Origin of the sequence: Pseudarthrobacter sp. PvP090 (assembly GCF_040547365.1) — a bacterium.
GTDB lineage: Bacteria > Actinomycetota > Actinomycetes > Actinomycetales > Micrococcaceae > Arthrobacter.
This window is the reverse complement of sequence record NZ_JBEPPO010000008.1, coordinates 119,913-135,568: the sequence shown is the minus strand read 5'-3', so window position 1 is coordinate 135,568 and position 15,656 is coordinate 119,913. Positions and strand designations below refer to the sequence as shown.

Genomic DNA, 15,656 nt, shown 5'->3' with positions numbered 1-15,656 from the left:
ATGACCCCGACAGCAGACTCCCTCACGGCCCGGGCGAACGACCTTGCCTCCCGCCGTGAGCCGTTCGTGCACGCCACGGTGGTGCGCGCCCAGCATCCCACTAGCGCCCACGCCGGGGACACCGCCCTGGTGCTTCCCAGTGGGGAGATCCAGGGTTTCGTCGGCGGAAACTGCGTCGAGTCCTCGGTCCGGGAGTACAGCCAGCAGGTCCTCGCCTCGCAGGAACCCCTGCTGCTGCGCGTGGTCCCGGGCGAGCCGTCCCGCACCGCCGGCGAAGGCGCTGTCGAGGTCTCCAACCCGTGCCTGAGCGGCGGCGCGATCGAGATCTTCCTCCAGCCGCACATCCCGCCGCCCCGGGTCGTCGTGGTCGGCACCACGCCCGTGGCCCAAGCCCTGGAGACGCTCGGCTCCGGCGTGGGCCTGGCCGTGGAACTCACCGACGGGGAGTCAGCGGCGCCGCGGGCCGACGACGCGGCACTGATCGTGGCCTCGCACGGCAAAGCGGAGGAGGTCGCCCTCGAGGCGGCCCTGCACGCCGGAGTGCCCTATGTCGCGCTTGTGGCCAGCGGGACGCGGGGAGCCGCGGTGCTGGAATCCCTCGACGTCGACCAGGCCCAGCGCGACCGGGTCTTTACCCCCGCCGGGCTGCACCTGGGCGCCCGTACCCCCGGCGAGATTGCGCTCTCGATCCTGGCCCAGCTCATCCAGGAGCGGTCCAGGTCCCGGCCCGCCGCCCCGGCTGCGCCGGCCACGGTGTCCCCCGGCCGGGTGTCCCCTGACCGGGCCGAGACGGCTGCGGCGGACTCGCCGGCGACGGCCATCGACCCCGTGTGCGGGATGACCGTTGCCGCCGCGGAGTCCTCGCTGCAGCTCGAGTACAACGGAGTCACCGTGTACTTCTGCTCGCCCGGCTGCCGTGCGGCCTTCCGCAAAGATCCGGAGCGTTATGCCCTCACCCTCTGAACGCCCGGCCCCCGCGCACCGGACGGCGGGGCTGATCCTGGCGGCCGGGGCGTCACGGCGTCTGGGCCGGCCCAAGCAGCTGCTCCCCTACGGCCACGGGGTCCTCCTCGACGCCGTGCTGGCAACCGCCCGGGACTGCGGCTTCGATCAGACCGTGCTGGCCCTGGGAGGTGGCGCCGCGGAGGTGCAGCGCACGGTCGACACCACCGGCTGCGAGATCGTGCTCAACCCGGACTTCGGCGACGGCTGTTCCTCCTCGATCGCGGCCGGCATCGCCGCGCTCCGCCCGGACACGGACGCCGTCGTCCTGCTGCTCGGGGACCAGCCGGGCGTCCGGGCCGCCTCCGCACGGGCCCTGCTGGAACTCCTGTTCACCGGCAGTCCGGTCACTTCAAAGCCGGGCACTTCAAAGCCGGGCAACGGCATTGGCGCCCCCGGCATCGCCGTCTGCCGGTACGACGACGGCGTCGGCCACCCCCTGGCGTTCACCCGGCGGATGCTCCCGGAGCTGGCTGCCCTGCACGGCGACAAGGCCGTCTGGAAGCTGCTGGAGCAGCGGGCGGGCGACGTCGTCGAACTCCCCGTTCCGGGCCCGGTTCCGCTGGACGTTGACACGGAAGAGGACTACCGCCGGGTCCTGGCCGGGCTGGAAGGCGCGCTGTGAACACCGCGGCGCGCACCGGGGCGGAAGAGGATGTCCGGCGCAGGGTTCCCGACGTCGCCTCACTCATGGAGGCGCTGGACGGCAAGGACTACCTGGCCGACGTCGGGCTGGCCACGGCGCTGTTCCTGGCCGTCCGGCTGCCGCAGCCCATCCTGCTGGAGGGCGAGGCGGGCGTCGGCAAGACCGAGGCGGCGAAGGCCCTGGCCGAGCTGCTGGACACGCCCCTGTACCGGCTGCAGTGCTACGAGGGGATCGACGCCGGCGAGGCCCTCTATGAGTGGAACCACCAGCGGCAGCTGCTCGGGATCCGGCTGGCGGAAGTCCGGGACGCCGCCGTCACCGAGACGGACCTCTTCGGCCCCGAGTACCTGCTGCGCCGGCCGCTGCTGCAGGCGATCGAACATCCCGGCCCGCGCCCCGCGGTCCTCCTGCTGGACGAGATCGACCGGGCCGACGCCGAGTTCGAGGCCTTCACCTTCGAACTCCTCGCCGAGGCCGCGGTCACCATCCCGGAGCTGGGCACCATCCGGGCCACGCACCCCCCGATCGTCATCCTGACCTCCAACCGGACGCGGGACCTGCACGATGCCCTGACCCGGCGCTGCCTGTACCACTGGATCGACTACCCCGGCCCGGAACGGATCGCGGAAATCGTGCGCCGCCGCGTGCCCGCCAGCAGCGGCCCGCTGGCGCTCCAGGCCGCCGCGGTGATCACCAAACTGCGCACCCTGGACCTCGCCAAACCGCCGGGGATCTCCGAGGCCATCGACTGGGTGTCCGCCCTGGCCGTGCTGGGCATCGACCACATCGACGCCACGACGGCGGACCGGACGCTCGGCTCGATCGTCAAGAACCGCGATGACCTGGAGCTGGTCGGCGCCCGCGGGGCCGACTGGCTCGTGGCCGGCACGGGCGGGTGAGCCCGGTGACCACCCGGGACACCCGGGACACGGCCGCCGCACCCCCCACGGTGGAGGCAGCCACTCTCTCCGCGGCGTTCGTCACCGCCCTGCGCCGGGCCGGGCTGACGTGCTCGCCCGACCGGGCCGTCCGGCTGGCCGAGGCCCTCCGCCTGGTCCCGCCCACCGACGTCGAGCGGCTTTACTGGGCGTCCCGCGTGGTGCTGGTGTCCGCGCGCGGACAGCTGCCGGCGTTCGACTCAGTGTTCGCCGCGGTCTTCCGCGGCGGCTTCGACCCCTCCGCGCACCGCAGCACCCCGCGCCCGTCCCCGCACGGCAGCCCCGAGCAGGCACGCACCCGGCCCTCCCCGGCCGGGGACCGAGCCCCCGGACAGGGAACGGGCCCACGGCAGACGGCGCCGGCGGTTGCCACCCCGGGACCGGACGGCGGGGACTCCAACGCCCCGGAACGGGAAGCCGTGCTGGCCATGGCCTCTACCGAGGAACGGCTGCACGGGATGTCCTTCGCGCAGCTCACCGAGGCGGAAGTCCTGCAAATCCGGCGGCTGGCGTCCCGGCTGCTGCTCGCCACCCCCACCCGCCTGAGCCGCCGCACCCGCAAGTCCGCCCACAGCAGCGCCCGGCTGGACGTCCGCGCCACGGTCCGCGCGGCCCGGCGCTCGGGCACCGACACCACGCGGCTGTTGTATGCCCGGCGCCGGGAGCAGCGCCGCAAGCTGGTGATGCTGTGCGACGTCTCCGGCTCCATGGAGCCGTATTCGCGGATCTTCGTCTCGCTCCTCCAGGGCGCCGTGGCAACGGCCGGCGCCGAGGCTTTCGTGTTTTCGACCCGGCTGACGCGCCTGACCCGGCAACTGGCGCTGCGCGATCCGGACGCGGCCCTGGCCCGAGCCGCCGGGGCCGCGCCGGACTGGGCCGGCGGCACCCGGATCGCCGACAGCATCCGGCACTTCGTCGACGAACATGGCCGCCGGGGCCTGGCCCGGGGCGCGGTGGTGGTGATCTTCTCGGACGGCTGGGCGCAGGAGGACCCCGGACAGGTGGCGGCCCAGATGGCGCGGCTCCGGCGCCTGGCGCACCGCATCATCTGGGTCAATCCGCGCAAGGCCGCCCCGCACTACCAGCCACTGGCGGGCGGCATGGCAGCGGCCCTGCCGTACTGCGACGCTTTTGTCAGCGGACACAGCTACACGGCTTTGGCAGAGGTGGCGGCCGCAATACGCGGCGACGGCCAGTCATCACTCAAGGGAAGAGGGAACTAATGCAGATCAACAGCACATTCTCGGTCGTCGCACCGATCAATACCGTCTGGGACACCATCATGGACTTCGAACGTGTGGCCGGCTGCGTCCCCGGCGCTCAGATCCTGAACAAGCTTTCCGACGACGCCTACCAGGTTGGCATGACCGTGAAGCTGGGCCCGGTGAACATGCAGTACAAAGGGCTGCTCAACGTGATCGAGCGCAACGCCGCCGAGCACCGCGCGGTGCTCGGCGGCAAGGCCCAGGAAACCCGCGGCCAGGGCACCGCCGAGGCCACGGTGACCCTGCAGCTGTCGGAGGAGGCCGGCGGCCCCACCCGTGGCACCGTCAATGCCGATCTGTCGCTGTCCGGCAAGGCCGCCGCGATGGGCAAGGGCGTCATTGGCAGTGTCACCGAACAGATGATGGCCCTGTTCGCCAGCAACCTGCAGGGCATGATCACCGCGCCCGGCGCCACCGGAACGGCAGAAGCGGGAGGCCTGCCGGAGCCCGTGCCCGCGGCCGGGCTCGACGCTGAGGCGGAGGCGGCGGCCGCCGCGGCCAAGGTCGCCGCGGCGACGGCCCCGGCACCGGCGGCGGAACTTCCCGGCCTGCCGGCGGGCGCCGTTCCCGCGGCGCCTTCGAAGGTGCCTGCGACTGCCACGGCGCCTGCGCCCGCCGGCAGCCTGGACGCCCTCAGCCTGGCGAAGGGGATGGCGGCGGAGCAGCTGTCCAGCCCGGGGAAGGTCCTGGCACTCGTCGCGGTGGTGGCGTGTGTCTCCTACTGGGCAGGCCGGTGCTCCGCATTCCGGCTTGTCCGGGCGATCGGAAGGCTGAAGATCGACCGTGCGTGATGTCCTGGCAGCCATGATGCCGGGCTGGGAGCAGGGTGACACCGCCGGCCTGGCCACCGTGGTGAGCACCTTCAAGTCAGCCCCGCGGCTCCCCGGCGCGTCCATGCTCGTCACCGCCGACGGCGAAGCGGTCGGCTCGGTCTCCGGCGGCTGCGTCGAGGGTGCCGTGTACGAGCTGGCCACCCGGGTCAAGGAGGACAGTACTCCCGTCCTGGTGCGCTACGGGATCAGCGACGACGACGCGTTCGCCGTCGGCCTGACCTGCGGCGGCATCATCGACATCTTCGTCGAACCGGTGTCACGGCACAGCTTCCCGGAGCTCGACGCCGTCAGCCGGGACATCGCCGGGGAGCGGCGCGTGGGGGTCGCCACGGTGATCGAGCACCCCGACACCAGCTGGCTGGGCCGGCACCTGGTGGTGCGGCCGGACGGCTTCGAGGGCGACCTCGGGTCCGCGCGGGCCAACCAGGCCGTGGGCGATGACACCCGGGGCCTGCTGGCCGCCGGCCGGTCCGGCGTCCTGAGCTACGGCCCCGACGGGGAGCGGCTGGACACCGGCATGCGGATCTTCTTCTCGAGCTACGCCCCGCCGCCGCGGATGCTGGTCTTCGGCGCGATCGACTTCGCCTCCGCGCTGGCCCGGCTGGGCACCTTCCTGGGCTACCGCGTCACGGTGTGTGATGCCCGGGCCATCTTCGCAACCCCCGCACGCTTCCCCGACGCGGCCGAGGTAGTCAACGCCTGGCCCCATCGCTACTTGGCCGAGCAGCTGGACAAAGGCCTGGTGGATGAACGCACCGTGATGTGCGTCCTCACACACGATCCCAAGTTCGACATCCCTCTGCTGGACGTTGCACTGCGCGGCCCGCCGATCGCCTTCATCGGCGCCATGGGGTCGCGCCGGACCCACGCGGACCGGATCGCCAGACTGCGCCAGGCCGGCCTGGGCGAGGAGTCGCTGGCGCGGCTGCACAGCCCGGTGGGCCTCGACCTGGGCGCCCGGACGCCGGAGGAGACAGCGGTGTCCATCGCCGCGGAGTTCATTGCCAAACAGTGGCGCGGCAGCGGGGAGCCACTCCGGCAACTCGACGAACGGATCCACCACGACGAGCAGCGTTGACCGGGCAGCGTGATTGGAAACGATGTCCTGCGTTGGGCGCTGACGGCACTGCTGCTGGCAGCATCGCTGTACGTTGCGTTCCGCGCCGGCCGTAAGTCGCCGCCGGCCACCAGGGTCGGCTCATCACTCCACGCCGCGATGCTGGCCGCCATGGCCTACATGCTGGCGGCCATGGACGTGCACAGCGCGGGTGCCACGCTGGCGGGTCCTTCAGCCGCGGGCATGCCGGGCCGCCGTCGGGCGTAAGCTCGTCCCATGGCGAGATACTTCGATGTGCACCCCGAAAACCCGCAGCCGCGCTCCATCAGCCAGGCGGTGGAAATTGTCCGTTCCGGCGGGCTGATCGCCTACCCCACCGACTCCTGCTACGCGCTTGGCGCGCAGATCGGGAACAAGGAGGCCCTCGACCGGATCAGGGCCATCCGCCACCTCGACGCCAAGCACCACTTCACCCTGGTCTGCAAGGACTTCGCCCAGCTGGGCCAGTTCGTGCAGATCGACAACGATGTGTTCCGCAGCATCAAGGCCGTCACGCCCGGGAGCTACACGTTTATCCTGCCGGCCACCAAAGAGGTTCCCAAGCGGCTGCTGCATCCGAAGAAGAAAACGGTCGGTGTGCGCATCCCGGACAACCTGGTGGTCCAGGCGTTGCTGGCCGAACTGGGCGAGCCGCTGCTCTCCAGCACGCTGCTGCTGCCGGACGAGGAAGAGCCGCTGACCCAGGGCTGGGAAATCAAGGAACGCCTCGAACACGTGGTGGACGCCGTGATTGACTCCGGGGACTGCGGCGCGGAGCCGACCACCGTGATCGACTATTCCAGCGGCGTGGCCGAAGTCGTCCGGCGCGGCATGGGCGACCCGTCCCGGTTCGAATAGGCGCTCCGGGGGCCCCTACGCGGACTCGGCTGACGGTGCGCCGGTCGCCCGGTTCCGCAGCCAGCGGCGCGACAGGTCCACCGCCGCCACCAGTCCCGCCAGGGGCGTGAGCACGGCCGCGGCGTAAACGAACAGCAACCAGCTGAGCGTGGTCAGCAGCGTCTGGTGGTTGCTCAGCAGGGACAGCCCGCCGAAGAGCCCGATGCCCCAGAACAGGACCACGCCGGCCAGCACCGCCGCCGACGGAAAGTACTCGTTCGTGACGGTGCTTTTCACGGTGCGCTGCAAAATACTCAAGGTTTTCATGGACCCTCCTCATACCTGGCGGTGGGGACATGTCCGCCGGGGTCATTCCAAGTATGAGGCCCGCCGCGCCCGGATTTTCGAGGAATGACCGACACGTGACGAAGCTAACTCCTCGGAGGGATAAGGGGCCGGAGACGCGGCCGAAACAGTCCGTTTTCCTTTTTCGAAAGGACACCATGTCTGTGTCTACTGCCATCCGCCCGGCAGTTGCGGCCGACGGACAAATCGCGTCGTGGCTCGAGCCCGTTACCGAGCAGGACAATCAGGCAGCCCATTCCCAAAGCCACGCTCAAATCTCCAGCGAACAACGCTAAGGAAAAATCATGAAAAATGTCACGCTCAACAACGGCGTCGAGATGCCCATTCTCGGCTTTGGTGCATTCCAGATCCCTGAAGAGGAGACGCAGGCCGCCGTCGAAGCCGCCTTGGCCGCCGGGTACCGGCACCTGGACACGGCTGCATCCTACAGAAACGAAGAGGCCGTCGGTGCCGCCCTCAAAGCCAGCGGCATCAAACGCGAGGATCTCTTTATCACCACCAAACTCTGGATCCAGCACGCACCCACGGGCAGCGTCTACGACGACAGCAAGGGCTCGTTTCAAAATTCACTGAACCGGCTTGGACTCGACTACATGGACCTTTACCTGATCCACCAGCCACTCGGGGACTACTACAGCGAGTGGCGCGCGATGCAGGACCTGAACAAGGAGGGCCTGGCCCGGGCCATTGGTGTCTCAAACTTCCATCCGGACCGGCTGGTGGACCTCATCGACCATAACGAGACTGTCCCTGCGGTGAACCAGATCGAAACCCACCCGTTCCACCAGCACGCCGCCGACCAGGAACTCATGAAAGAACGCGGGGTCCAGATCGAATCGTGGGGTCCGTTCGCCGAGGGCAGGAACAATCTCTTCACCGATCCGGTCCTCAGCGCCATCGCCGACACCCACGGCAGGTCCGTCGCGCAGGTAGTGCTGCGCTGGCTCATCCAACGCGACGTCGTCGTCATCCCCAAATCCGTCCGGCCAGAGCGCATGGCCCAGAACCTCGACGTCTTCGGCTTCACCCTTACAGACGAGCAGATGACCCGGATCGCGGCACTGGACACCGGCGCCAGCCTCTTCTTCGACCACCGCGACCCCGCCATGGTCAGCTGGCTGGGCGGACGCCGATACAACCAAGCGCCGGACAGTCTTGACCACCAATCCCATGAGCGTCACCCGGCGGTCCGCCCTTCGCGGGGCAGCCGCCGGCCTGACCGGTGCCCTGCTGGCCGCCGGAACAGCAGGCCGCACACTAAGAGGAACAGAAACGATGCCCCCACCGGATCAGGCTTCATCGCCAGGCACCGCCGGGCCTGGCCAAAGCGGCCGCCGCATCCCGATCAGCAACCCCCTTCCCGCCATGGACCAGTACGACACCGTGATCCTGGCCAGCGGCATCTGGAACGTCAGGGCACCGATGATCATGACCACCTTCACCGAAAGCTACGACTTCACCGGCAAAATCGTCTATCCGATCACCACCCACGCCATGAGCGGGCTCGGCACCACCGCCCGCGACTACAGACAGTCCTGCCGGGGGCAACGATCGGGGAAGGCCTCGCGGTGAAAGGCGAGGAAGTCCGGGATGCAGGAGCCGACGTCCAGTCCTGGCTCAAAAGCACGGGACTCCTCCCGACTGGATAACCCGCAAGGCAGTACGCCGGGCCGCCCGGACCTGCGAACCGGCACAACACCGAACGGACATAAACATGAGCGATTCACACCTGACCAGGGCCCAACAACTCATCGGCGACTTCGCCCCTAAACTCGTCGAACTCACGGACGACGTGCTCTTCGGCGACATCTGGGAACGGGAGGAGCTCTCCCCACGGGACCGCAGCCTCGTCACCGTCGCCAGCCTCATCACAAGCGGCAGCACAGAACAGCTCCACGGACACGTTGCCCGGGCGCGGGCCAATGGACTGACGGAGACTGAACTCAAAGAGGCGATTATCCATCTTGCGTTTTACGCCGGATGGCCCAAAGCGATGTCGGCTATCACCGTCGCCAAGGCAGTTTTCGCCGCCGCCGAACTAGACGCGAGGTTCTAGGTGGTGTGAATTCCTTGACGCGCCTGCCGAGCTCCCCTGGCGCGTATTTGGCCGCCTCCTCAGGCTAATCCAGCCGGCCCGTGGTGGAGGCAGAAGTCCCTGAAGGCGTTGGCCCGGTGCGTGAGGCGGGCCTGCCGGATGCTGGCGACGACGACGTAGTGTGGGGGCACTCGGTCGCTGATCGGAACGGCGACGAATCCTTACATGATGGAGAGTTCGATCCGACCGTCCAGCAGGGCCTGTTGCAGCTCCGCCTGACCGCCTTCGAGGAAGTCGACCTCGACGTCCGGATGGCGTTGGTGGAAAGCACGGTTGACGAGGCGGTCACTAAGGCGAACGCCCTCGAATTCGGCTTCGAGGGCCTCAAAGCCCTCGGGGTCCCCCAGCTATTCAACGGCCGTTCCCGACCATGCCAGCCGTAGCACAAGGTGCGGTGGCCCGCACCCGCCCTGCACGGCGGAACCTGCAGGACTTCCAGAGTTCCACCACGGCCAGTTCAGCCGGACCTGAACCGCCGAGTGGTGACATGATTGGCGCATGAGCCGAGTCACGTGCGATCTGACCATCTCCCTCGACGGATTCGTCGCCGGCCCGAACCAAAGCTTGGCCGACCCCCTGGGCGAAGGCGGAGAGCTCCTGCACAGGTGGCAGTTCGAGGAACCCGAATCCAACGAAGCCGAGCTCGAAGGCATCCTCGCGGCCGGCGCCTACATCATGGGACGGAACATGTTCGCAGGGCCCGGGGCATGGGATGAGGAATGGCGGGGATGGTGGGGTGAGGAACCGCCCTATCAAGCACCCGTGTTCGTTCTCACCCATCATCACCGCGAGCCCCTGGAGATGCATGGCGGCACCACGTTCAACTTCGTGACCGAGGGGATCGAATCGGCGCTGGCCCAGGCGCGGACGTCCGCCGGCAGCAAAGACGTGGCCATTGCCGGAGGGGCGCAGACCGTCCGCCAGTTCCTGTCGGCGGGGTTGATCGACGAGTTGCGGCTCCACATCGCGCCCATCGTCCTGGGAGCGGGCGAGCGGCTGCTGGACGGCGTCGCGAACCTCAAGCTTGAGCCGACGGAGGTAAGCGGCACCCGGCTCGTAACCCATGTGCGCTATCGGGTAGTCCACTGAAAAGCTGGCGCTCAGTGGTCCGAGGCCCTCATTACGAAGGCTCCCATCGTCCGGAACTGCCCGTTCAATTGGTGAAGGCAGCATCGCCCTTGCGGGACTTTGAAAAGGTGCCCCCTGCTCGGTCCTTTCCACTTCGGTTGCAGGGTGATCGCCGAATTCATGAGAGACAAAGCGCGGACATTTCCGGTGCACCCAGACCCAGCCGCAGTTACTGCTCTGCGCCTGTGGCACTGCAAATACGAGTCGATGGCCAACCTATCGGCTTTCGGAAGTTTAAGGACGCTCGTAATTGCGTCATATCCGGATGCGGATCTGGCACCGCTAAGGGGACTGAGCCGCCTCGAGTACCTCAGCATCACACACATGCCGAAGGTCTCTGACCTGGCCCCGCTCAGCCAAGTGCAAAGTCTGAAGACGATCAGTCTCAGCACTTTGCCGAGTTGGGACGCGTCTGGGAGGCGGACGACTGTTCGCTCACTGGCGCCATTGGCGGAGTTACCGGCGTTGGCTCATATCCAGCTTTTCGGTGTGCTCCCCGAGGATGGCACACTTCGCGCCTTGGAGAACAGTCCGTCCCTGAAGACAATTCGCGTGAGTAAGTACAGCAAAAGCGAAATCAACCGCTTTTACAAAGTGACGCAACTGCCAGACTCTTTCGCGCCCTCACCAGGAGTGCACGACTGGACCTGATAAACGGCGAGAGTGCCAGGATCGCCCGGCTGGGAGCCTTCGCCGATTACCAGCACGAACAATCAAGCGTGGCGGTCCGAGACCCCGGAGCTCGCCGCGCTCGTTTCAGAGTCCGACCAGAGCGGACTCCACGGAGCAGCGGACTAGGGCCTGTTGATGTCGCTCCGCGACGACCACGGCTTTGCGGGATTGGCGGCTGCCACCTTCGCGCCGCTTTTTGGCCGACGTGCAGATGGACACCATCTGGGGCCACATCCACGGGGAAACCGCTCTCGTTGCGCACGGCGCAGAAACTGGGCCGCCAGTACTTCACCTCGGGTTCCGAGATGCCGGCTTCAGCGCCCTGTGGTCCGGGATCCCATGGACCAGGAACAGGCGCGGCTGGGACGGGTCCCTTCCGGCTCCGTTTCAGATCGCGCGGCGGGAAAGTGGAATTGTGCTGCACAACCCGGAGTGGGGAGCCTCTCTCTTCCGCACCACCCCCTATGAGGCCATCAGATCCGCAGTCCCGCTTCCATGAGCATCAGCACCTCCATCGACCCTCCAGTTGCGCAAAGTCTGCTCAATGTCAGCGCCCGGAGCTACACTGGATGTATCGAACATATATTCGAATAAAGGTGTGTTGTGGGCGTAATCATCGGGCCCCGCGTGATAGATGCGGGCACTTCTCTTCTATCGGTCCCGATCTCGCCGGTGCCGGTCGCGGCCGGCTTCCCTTCCCCGGCCCAGGACTACTTTGACGGCCGCATCGACCTCAACGAACACCTCATCAAGGACATCACCAGCACCTACGTCGTCCGGGTCTCCGGCGACTCCATGGAGGGCGCGGGAATCAGCGACGGCGACGAGCTGATCGTCAACCGGGCCCTCGAGCCCCGCGATGGCTCCGTCGTCGTTGCAGTCCTCGATGGCGAACTCACGATCAAGAGGCTGCGCCTGACGGCTTCGGGTGTGGTGCTGCAGGCGGACAACCCGCGCTATCCGGATATCCGGGTCCCGGGCCTGTCGGATCTGATCATCTGGGGTGTCGCGACCCGATGCCTGCACCATGTCTAAGGCGGTGCACGGCCGGGGCAGCATCGCCCTGGTTGACGTGAACTGCTTCTATGCCAGCGCCGAACGCGCCTTCGATCCCTCCTTGGAAGGCCGCCCGCTGGTCGTGCTCTCCAACAACGACGGCTGCGCCGTCACCCGGTCCCCCGAGGCCAAGGCACTCGGGATCGCCCTCGGCGAGCCCTGGTTCAAGCTCGCACCCCGGGCCAAGGAATGGGGGCTCGTCGCCCTGTCAAGCAACTACGAGCTGTATGGGGACATCAGCGCCCGGGTAATGGAACTCCTCGGTCGCTACTCGGCTTGGCTGGAGGTCTACAGCATCGACGAGGCATTCCTGGGCGTCAGCGGCACGCCGAAGGAGCTTCACCTGCTGGGCCACACCATGAAGGCGGCGGTCCGTCGGAACGTCGGCGTCCCCGTCTGCGTTGGCATCGCCGGCACCAAGACGCTGGCGAAGCTGGCCAACAAGTGGGCCAAACACAACCCAGCGTTCAACGGCGTCTGCCATTGGGACGCCGTGCCCGCCGCCCGGCAGGAAAAGCTCATGGCTGGCCTGTCCGTGGTCGACCTCTGGGGAGTCGCGAGGCGACTGACCGAACGGCTAAATGCCCTGGGCATCCATTCCATCCTCGACCTGGCGCGCGCGGACCCGGTCACGATCCGCGACCGCTTCTCCGTGGTGCTGATGCGGACCGTGCTGGAACTCCAGGGAACTGCCTGCATCCCCCTGGAAGAGGAGCGGACCGGCCGCGACCAGCTGATCTTCAGCCGATCCTTCTCGACCCCGATCACCACTGCCGCCGGGCTGCGCCAGGTCCTTGGCGTTTATGCCCAGCAGGCCAGTGCCAGGCTGGCCAGACACGGACTGCAGGCTAAGGTGCTCACCGCGTTCGCCGCGACGTCCTACTACAGCCCGCAGGCCGGCTCGTACCCCTCGGTGTGTGTACCGTTGCCGATGCCCACCTCTGACCCGGTTCTCTTGGCGAGGGCGGCGTACGCCCTGCTCCCCAGGATCGACGACGGCCTCCGTTACGTCCGCGCGGGGATTATGGTCACCGATCTGCGGCCCACCGGAAACCAGGCACCGCTGGCGATCTTCGAGAACCCGCACGAGGAACGCGGCATAGGCTCGCTACTGGAGGAGGTCAGCCGGCGGTACGGGCGCGGCGCCATCGGGCTCGGCCACGCCGGGATCCGTGGCGGGCCGGACTGGAGCATGAGACGCGACATGCTGTCCCGCCGATACACCACCCACTGGGCCGAGCTCCCGGTCGTTAAGGCGGCGTGACGGCCCACGCCAGCCGCCCATGCCAGGTTACGATTGCAGATCAGACGGCGACGGCCCGGGCCTGTTGCAGGAAGGTGTCGAGCACCCGTCCGGCATTTTCCTGCATGCGCCGGGAATCCTCCGCGGCAAACTTTGTGCACTTGGGACTATGAAGCCGTTCGCCCAGATAGAGCAGGGCCGCCAGGACCTCAGAGAGCTCGGTGTTTCCCTCTGCGCGCTGCCTCAACAGCCTCAGGTGGGTAGCCTGCAGGGCCGGCCCCGGAGCGCACCCGAGGTCGCGGTCGAATAGCCGGCGGCAACGCTCATACGCGGAAAGCCCCTCGACCGGCAGGCCTGCCTGTTCGTATCCCGCGATAAGGATGGTCCACGCACGTTCGTTGAGCGGCTCAGACCGGATGGCGGCCTGCGCCAGCGACACGGCGAGCTCTGGTTTATCGAGAAACGCGGCGGTCTCGGCCGCGAAGATCTGGGCGGAGACTTTCTCCGCTGCGTGGCGAGTCCGCGCCTCCTCTGCCCAATCTGCCACGAGTTCAAATCCCAGCAGCGGCTCTGAGGCCAGTTCCAGTGCCTGCATCGAGAGTACATGTGCCTCGGCCGGCGCGGACTGCCGGGCCGCGCGGACCAGCTCGTGGAATTCCGAGAGGTCGAGTTCCACGAGCTGCGGATCGAGAACGTATCCCGCGTTCGCGGTGCGAAGCGGACCCGACTTGGTGTGGCCGGGCTGGATTGCCCGGCGCAGGCCGCTGACATAGCTTTCCAACGTGGCGACAGCGCCGTCGCTGGCTTGGGATCCCCACAGGATTTCCACGAGACGCGTCTTCGAAACGGGTGTCCCCAGGTTCAGCAGGAGAATTTCCAGAATGTGCCGCGGCTTGCACCCTCCCAGGTCTGCGGCCCTGAGCACCGCGCCATTCCGCCGGACCTCGAATGTTCCGAATAGCCGAACCGAAATTGTCGGCCCTGGAACGCTCAAATTATCCATGTTGATCCCCTCCCCAGGTATCACTCAATCGCAGTTCGAAGAGCCGAAGGAACTTTAGGAAAGATACGTTGAGACTCATTCCATCCGGCTTCTAAGAAAACCGTGACACGCAGGACAAGGCACAACAAGGAATGTAGCTACCTGATCCTTTCGGTCTGGGAAAGTCGGGTACAACCGCGACCGCCACCAAGTAACCTTCGAGAGGATACTGAGTACCTGGAAGGCGGGGCAAGTATCGCCACCCGCGGGTTGCGGCAGACCCAGCACCTGACGGCAGTCCCACACATTTCTTCCGACAATTTCCTCAACGTTGAGATACGTCAATCCGCGCCAACCCCGCAAATAGGCCATTACTGATTACCGCGCCATACTTTCCGATACACCGCAAACGCTACTTCTCGCTCATTTCCTCCGGAAATGTCAGTACACGGATTTTCGAACCGTCGCGCATTACGGCCAACTCCAGCGGCACACCAATTGCCTCTGAAAAAAGAAGCTTTTGCAGGCTCTCGGCATTGGAAACTGCCTTTTCGCCCACACTGAGAAGCACATCACCCGCCCGGAGTCCTGCCCGCTCGGCGGGAGAGCCGGCAAGGACTTCGACCACCAGGAGACCTTGGCGGTGTCCGGTCCGGACCACAGCGCTGGGCTGCAGTTGGATGGGGGTGTTAACGAGCCCAAGATAGGCGCGCCGGACGCGACCGTCCTTGAGCAGCGCCGCAATGATCCGCCGCGAGGTGGCGTTGACCGGAACCGCCAGGCCCAGCCCGGCGCCGGCCACCGCAGTATTGATGCCAACGATTCTCCCCCTCGCATCCGCGAGCGCCCCACCTGAACTCCCCGGATTGAGGGCCGCATCGGTCTGGATAACGTCCTCGATCATGCGGCGATTGCGCCCGGACCAGACAGGGATTGAGCGGCCCAGGCCACTGACTACTCCGGCGGTAACGGAGCCTGAGAGTCCCAGTGGGTTTCCGACCGCGACGACCAGCTGCCCGACCTTGAGCGACTCTGCATCGCCGAGTTCCGCCGGTGTCACGGTCGGAGCCTTGCCGTGCACTACGGCCAGATCCGAGAGGGGATCCGAACCGACTACTTCCACGGCGGTGCGCGTCCCGTCGGAATACACCGCGCTGCCGCCCTGGGCGCCGCCCACCACATGGGCGTTGGTGAGGAGATACCCGTCCGAAGTGAACAGGACGGCCGAGCCGGCGCCCATCCGGAATCTACCGTTGCGGCCCGTGCCGGTCACTTCAAGTGCCGCCACATGGGGAGTCACCGCAGCCGCGACGCGAATTACGGTTGCGGAGTAGGAATCAAGGGGGTCCTCGGACGCCTCGGGGTCAGGGACCCTGCTGATTGCAGTGACCACAGCGCACCTCCTGAACTGGTACTTATCTAAGTCAACCACCGGCTCCGGAGGCGTAGTCCGGCGCCCGCTACGCCTTCAGAGAAATACGCCGGATGCCACGCAAC

At 67.2% G+C, this 15,656-nt stretch carries 17 protein-coding genes and 1 pseudogene; 15 read left to right on the top strand and 3 right to left on the bottom strand.

Annotated elements, in window-relative coordinates; all coding sequences use genetic code 11:
• From ABIC21_RS11465 to ABIC21_RS11430, 8 genes are read left to right on the top strand one after another with little or no spacing between them, the layout of a single operon-like run.
• Positions 1–963, top strand: coding sequence for an XdhC family protein (locus ABIC21_RS11465; RefSeq protein ID WP_354350527.1), 963 nt, complete (start codon positions 1–3; stop codon positions 961–963).
• A complete protein-coding gene (locus ABIC21_RS11460; RefSeq protein WP_354350526.1) occupies positions 947–1,627 on the top strand; it encodes a nucleotidyltransferase family protein in 681 nt (226 codons plus the stop codon). The genes ABIC21_RS11465 and ABIC21_RS11460 overlap by 17 nt, the downstream gene beginning before the upstream one ends.
• Positions 1,624–2,547, top strand: coding sequence for an AAA family ATPase (locus tag ABIC21_RS11455; RefSeq protein WP_354350525.1), 924 nt, complete (start codon positions 1,624–1,626; stop codon positions 2,545–2,547). The genes ABIC21_RS11460 and ABIC21_RS11455 overlap by 4 nt, the downstream gene beginning before the upstream one ends.
• A gap of 5 nt (positions 2,548–2,552) precedes the next feature.
• Positions 2,553–3,809: a vWA domain-containing protein gene (locus ABIC21_RS11450; protein ID WP_354350524.1), complete on the top strand. Its 1,257-nt coding sequence runs from the start codon at positions 2,553–2,555 to the stop codon at positions 3,807–3,809.
• Positions 3,809–4,642: an SRPBCC family protein gene (locus ABIC21_RS11445; protein ID WP_354350523.1), complete on the top strand. Its 834-nt coding sequence runs from the start codon at positions 3,809–3,811 to the stop codon at positions 4,640–4,642. The genes ABIC21_RS11450 and ABIC21_RS11445 overlap by 1 nt, the downstream gene beginning before the upstream one ends.
• Positions 4,635–5,762, top strand: a complete 1,128-nt coding sequence (locus ABIC21_RS11440; protein ID WP_354350522.1) for an XdhC family protein — start codon at positions 4,635–4,637, stop codon at positions 5,760–5,762. Before ABIC21_RS11445 ends, ABIC21_RS11440 begins: the two co-directional genes overlap by 8 nt.
• 9 nt (positions 5,763–5,771) lie before the next feature.
• Positions 5,772–6,008, top strand: coding sequence for a DUF5134 domain-containing protein (locus ABIC21_RS11435; RefSeq protein WP_354350521.1), 237 nt, complete (start codon positions 5,772–5,774; stop codon positions 6,006–6,008).
• Positions 6,009–6,017: 9 nt separating this feature from the next.
• Complete coding sequence (locus ABIC21_RS11430) at positions 6,018–6,638, top strand: L-threonylcarbamoyladenylate synthase (protein ID WP_354350520.1); 621 nt, start codon at positions 6,018–6,020, stop codon at positions 6,636–6,638.
• Between the two features lie 15 nt (positions 6,639–6,653).
• Here ABIC21_RS11430 and ABIC21_RS11425 read toward each other — a convergent pair whose 3' ends face one another.
• Positions 6,654–6,944: a hypothetical protein gene (locus tag ABIC21_RS11425; protein WP_354350519.1), complete on the bottom strand. Its 291-nt coding sequence runs from the start codon at positions 6,942–6,944 to the stop codon at positions 6,654–6,656.
• 323 nt (positions 6,945–7,267) lie between these two features.
• On the opposite strand from ABIC21_RS11425, the pseudogene ABIC21_RS11420 reads away from it, so the two are divergent.
• The 7 genes and pseudogenes from ABIC21_RS11420 to ABIC21_RS11390 all read left to right on the top strand — a co-directional run.
• Positions 7,268–8,038: pseudogene (locus ABIC21_RS11420) on the top strand (aldo/keto reductase); the annotation flags it as partial.
• 115 nt (positions 8,039–8,153) lie between these two features.
• The gene (locus tag ABIC21_RS11415) at positions 8,154–8,555 is read left to right on the top strand and encodes a flavodoxin (protein WP_354350586.1); all 402 of its coding nucleotides are present in this window, start codon (positions 8,154–8,156) and stop codon (positions 8,553–8,555) included.
• Between the two features lie 142 nt (positions 8,556–8,697).
• A complete protein-coding gene (locus tag ABIC21_RS11410) occupies positions 8,698–9,039 on the top strand; it encodes a carboxymuconolactone decarboxylase family protein (protein ID WP_354350518.1) in 342 nt (113 codons plus the stop codon).
• A gap of 80 nt (positions 9,040–9,119) precedes the next feature.
• A complete protein-coding gene (locus ABIC21_RS11405) occupies positions 9,120–9,461 on the top strand; it encodes a hypothetical protein (RefSeq protein WP_354350517.1) in 342 nt (113 codons plus the stop codon).
• A 115-nt stretch (positions 9,462–9,576) separates the two neighbouring features.
• The gene (locus ABIC21_RS11400; RefSeq protein ID WP_354350516.1) at positions 9,577–10,167 is read left to right on the top strand and encodes a dihydrofolate reductase family protein; all 591 of its coding nucleotides are present in this window, start codon (positions 9,577–9,579) and stop codon (positions 10,165–10,167) included.
• Positions 10,168–11,481: 1,314 nt separating this feature from the next.
• Positions 11,482–11,913, top strand: coding sequence for a LexA family protein (locus tag ABIC21_RS11395; protein WP_354350515.1), 432 nt, complete (start codon positions 11,482–11,484; stop codon positions 11,911–11,913).
• Positions 11,906–13,198: a Y-family DNA polymerase gene (locus ABIC21_RS11390; RefSeq protein WP_354350514.1), complete on the top strand. Its 1,293-nt coding sequence runs from the start codon at positions 11,906–11,908 to the stop codon at positions 13,196–13,198. Before ABIC21_RS11395 ends, ABIC21_RS11390 begins: the two co-directional genes overlap by 8 nt.
• Before the next feature lie 40 nt (positions 13,199–13,238).
• Here ABIC21_RS11390 and ABIC21_RS11385 read toward each other — a convergent pair whose 3' ends face one another.
• Both ABIC21_RS11385 and ABIC21_RS11380 read right to left on the bottom strand, forming a co-directional pair.
• Entirely contained in the window at positions 13,239–14,102 is an 864-nt protein-coding gene (locus ABIC21_RS11385; RefSeq protein WP_354350513.1) for an AfsR/SARP family transcriptional regulator, read from the bottom strand.
• A 469-nt stretch (positions 14,103–14,571) separates the two neighbouring features.
• On the bottom strand, positions 14,572–15,552 hold the full coding sequence (locus ABIC21_RS11380; RefSeq protein ID WP_354350512.1) for a S1C family serine protease: 981 nt from the start codon (positions 15,550–15,552) through the stop codon (positions 14,572–14,574).
• Positions 15,553–15,656: the final 104 nt, after the last annotated feature.

Excerpts from the sequence above, each read along its gene's own strand:
- ABIC21_RS11465 (WP_354350527.1), top strand. The coding sequence starts at position 1 with ATGACCCCGACAGCAGACTCCCTCACGGCCCGGGCGAACGACCTTGCC.
- ABIC21_RS11460 (WP_354350526.1), top strand. The coding sequence starts at position 947 with ATGCCCTCACCCTCTGAACGCCCGGCCCCCGCGCACCGGACGGCGGGG.
- ABIC21_RS11445 (WP_354350523.1), top strand. The coding sequence starts at position 3,809 with ATGCAGATCAACAGCACATTCTCGGTCGTCGCACCGATCAATACCGTC.
- ABIC21_RS11430 (WP_354350520.1), top strand. The coding sequence starts at position 6,018 with ATGGCGAGATACTTCGATGTGCACCCCGAAAACCCGCAGCCGCGCTCC.
- ABIC21_RS11425 (WP_354350519.1), bottom strand. The coding sequence starts at position 6,944 with ATGAAAACCTTGAGTATTTTGCAGCGCACCGTGAAAAGCACCGTCACG.
- ABIC21_RS11415 (WP_354350586.1), top strand. The coding sequence starts at position 8,154 with ATGAGCGTCACCCGGCGGTCCGCCCTTCGCGGGGCAGCCGCCGGCCTG.
- ABIC21_RS11410 (WP_354350518.1), top strand. The coding sequence starts at position 8,698 with ATGAGCGATTCACACCTGACCAGGGCCCAACAACTCATCGGCGACTTC.
- ABIC21_RS11400 (WP_354350516.1), top strand. The coding sequence starts at position 9,577 with ATGAGCCGAGTCACGTGCGATCTGACCATCTCCCTCGACGGATTCGTC.
- ABIC21_RS11390 (WP_354350514.1), top strand. The coding sequence starts at position 11,906 with ATGTCTAAGGCGGTGCACGGCCGGGGCAGCATCGCCCTGGTTGACGTG.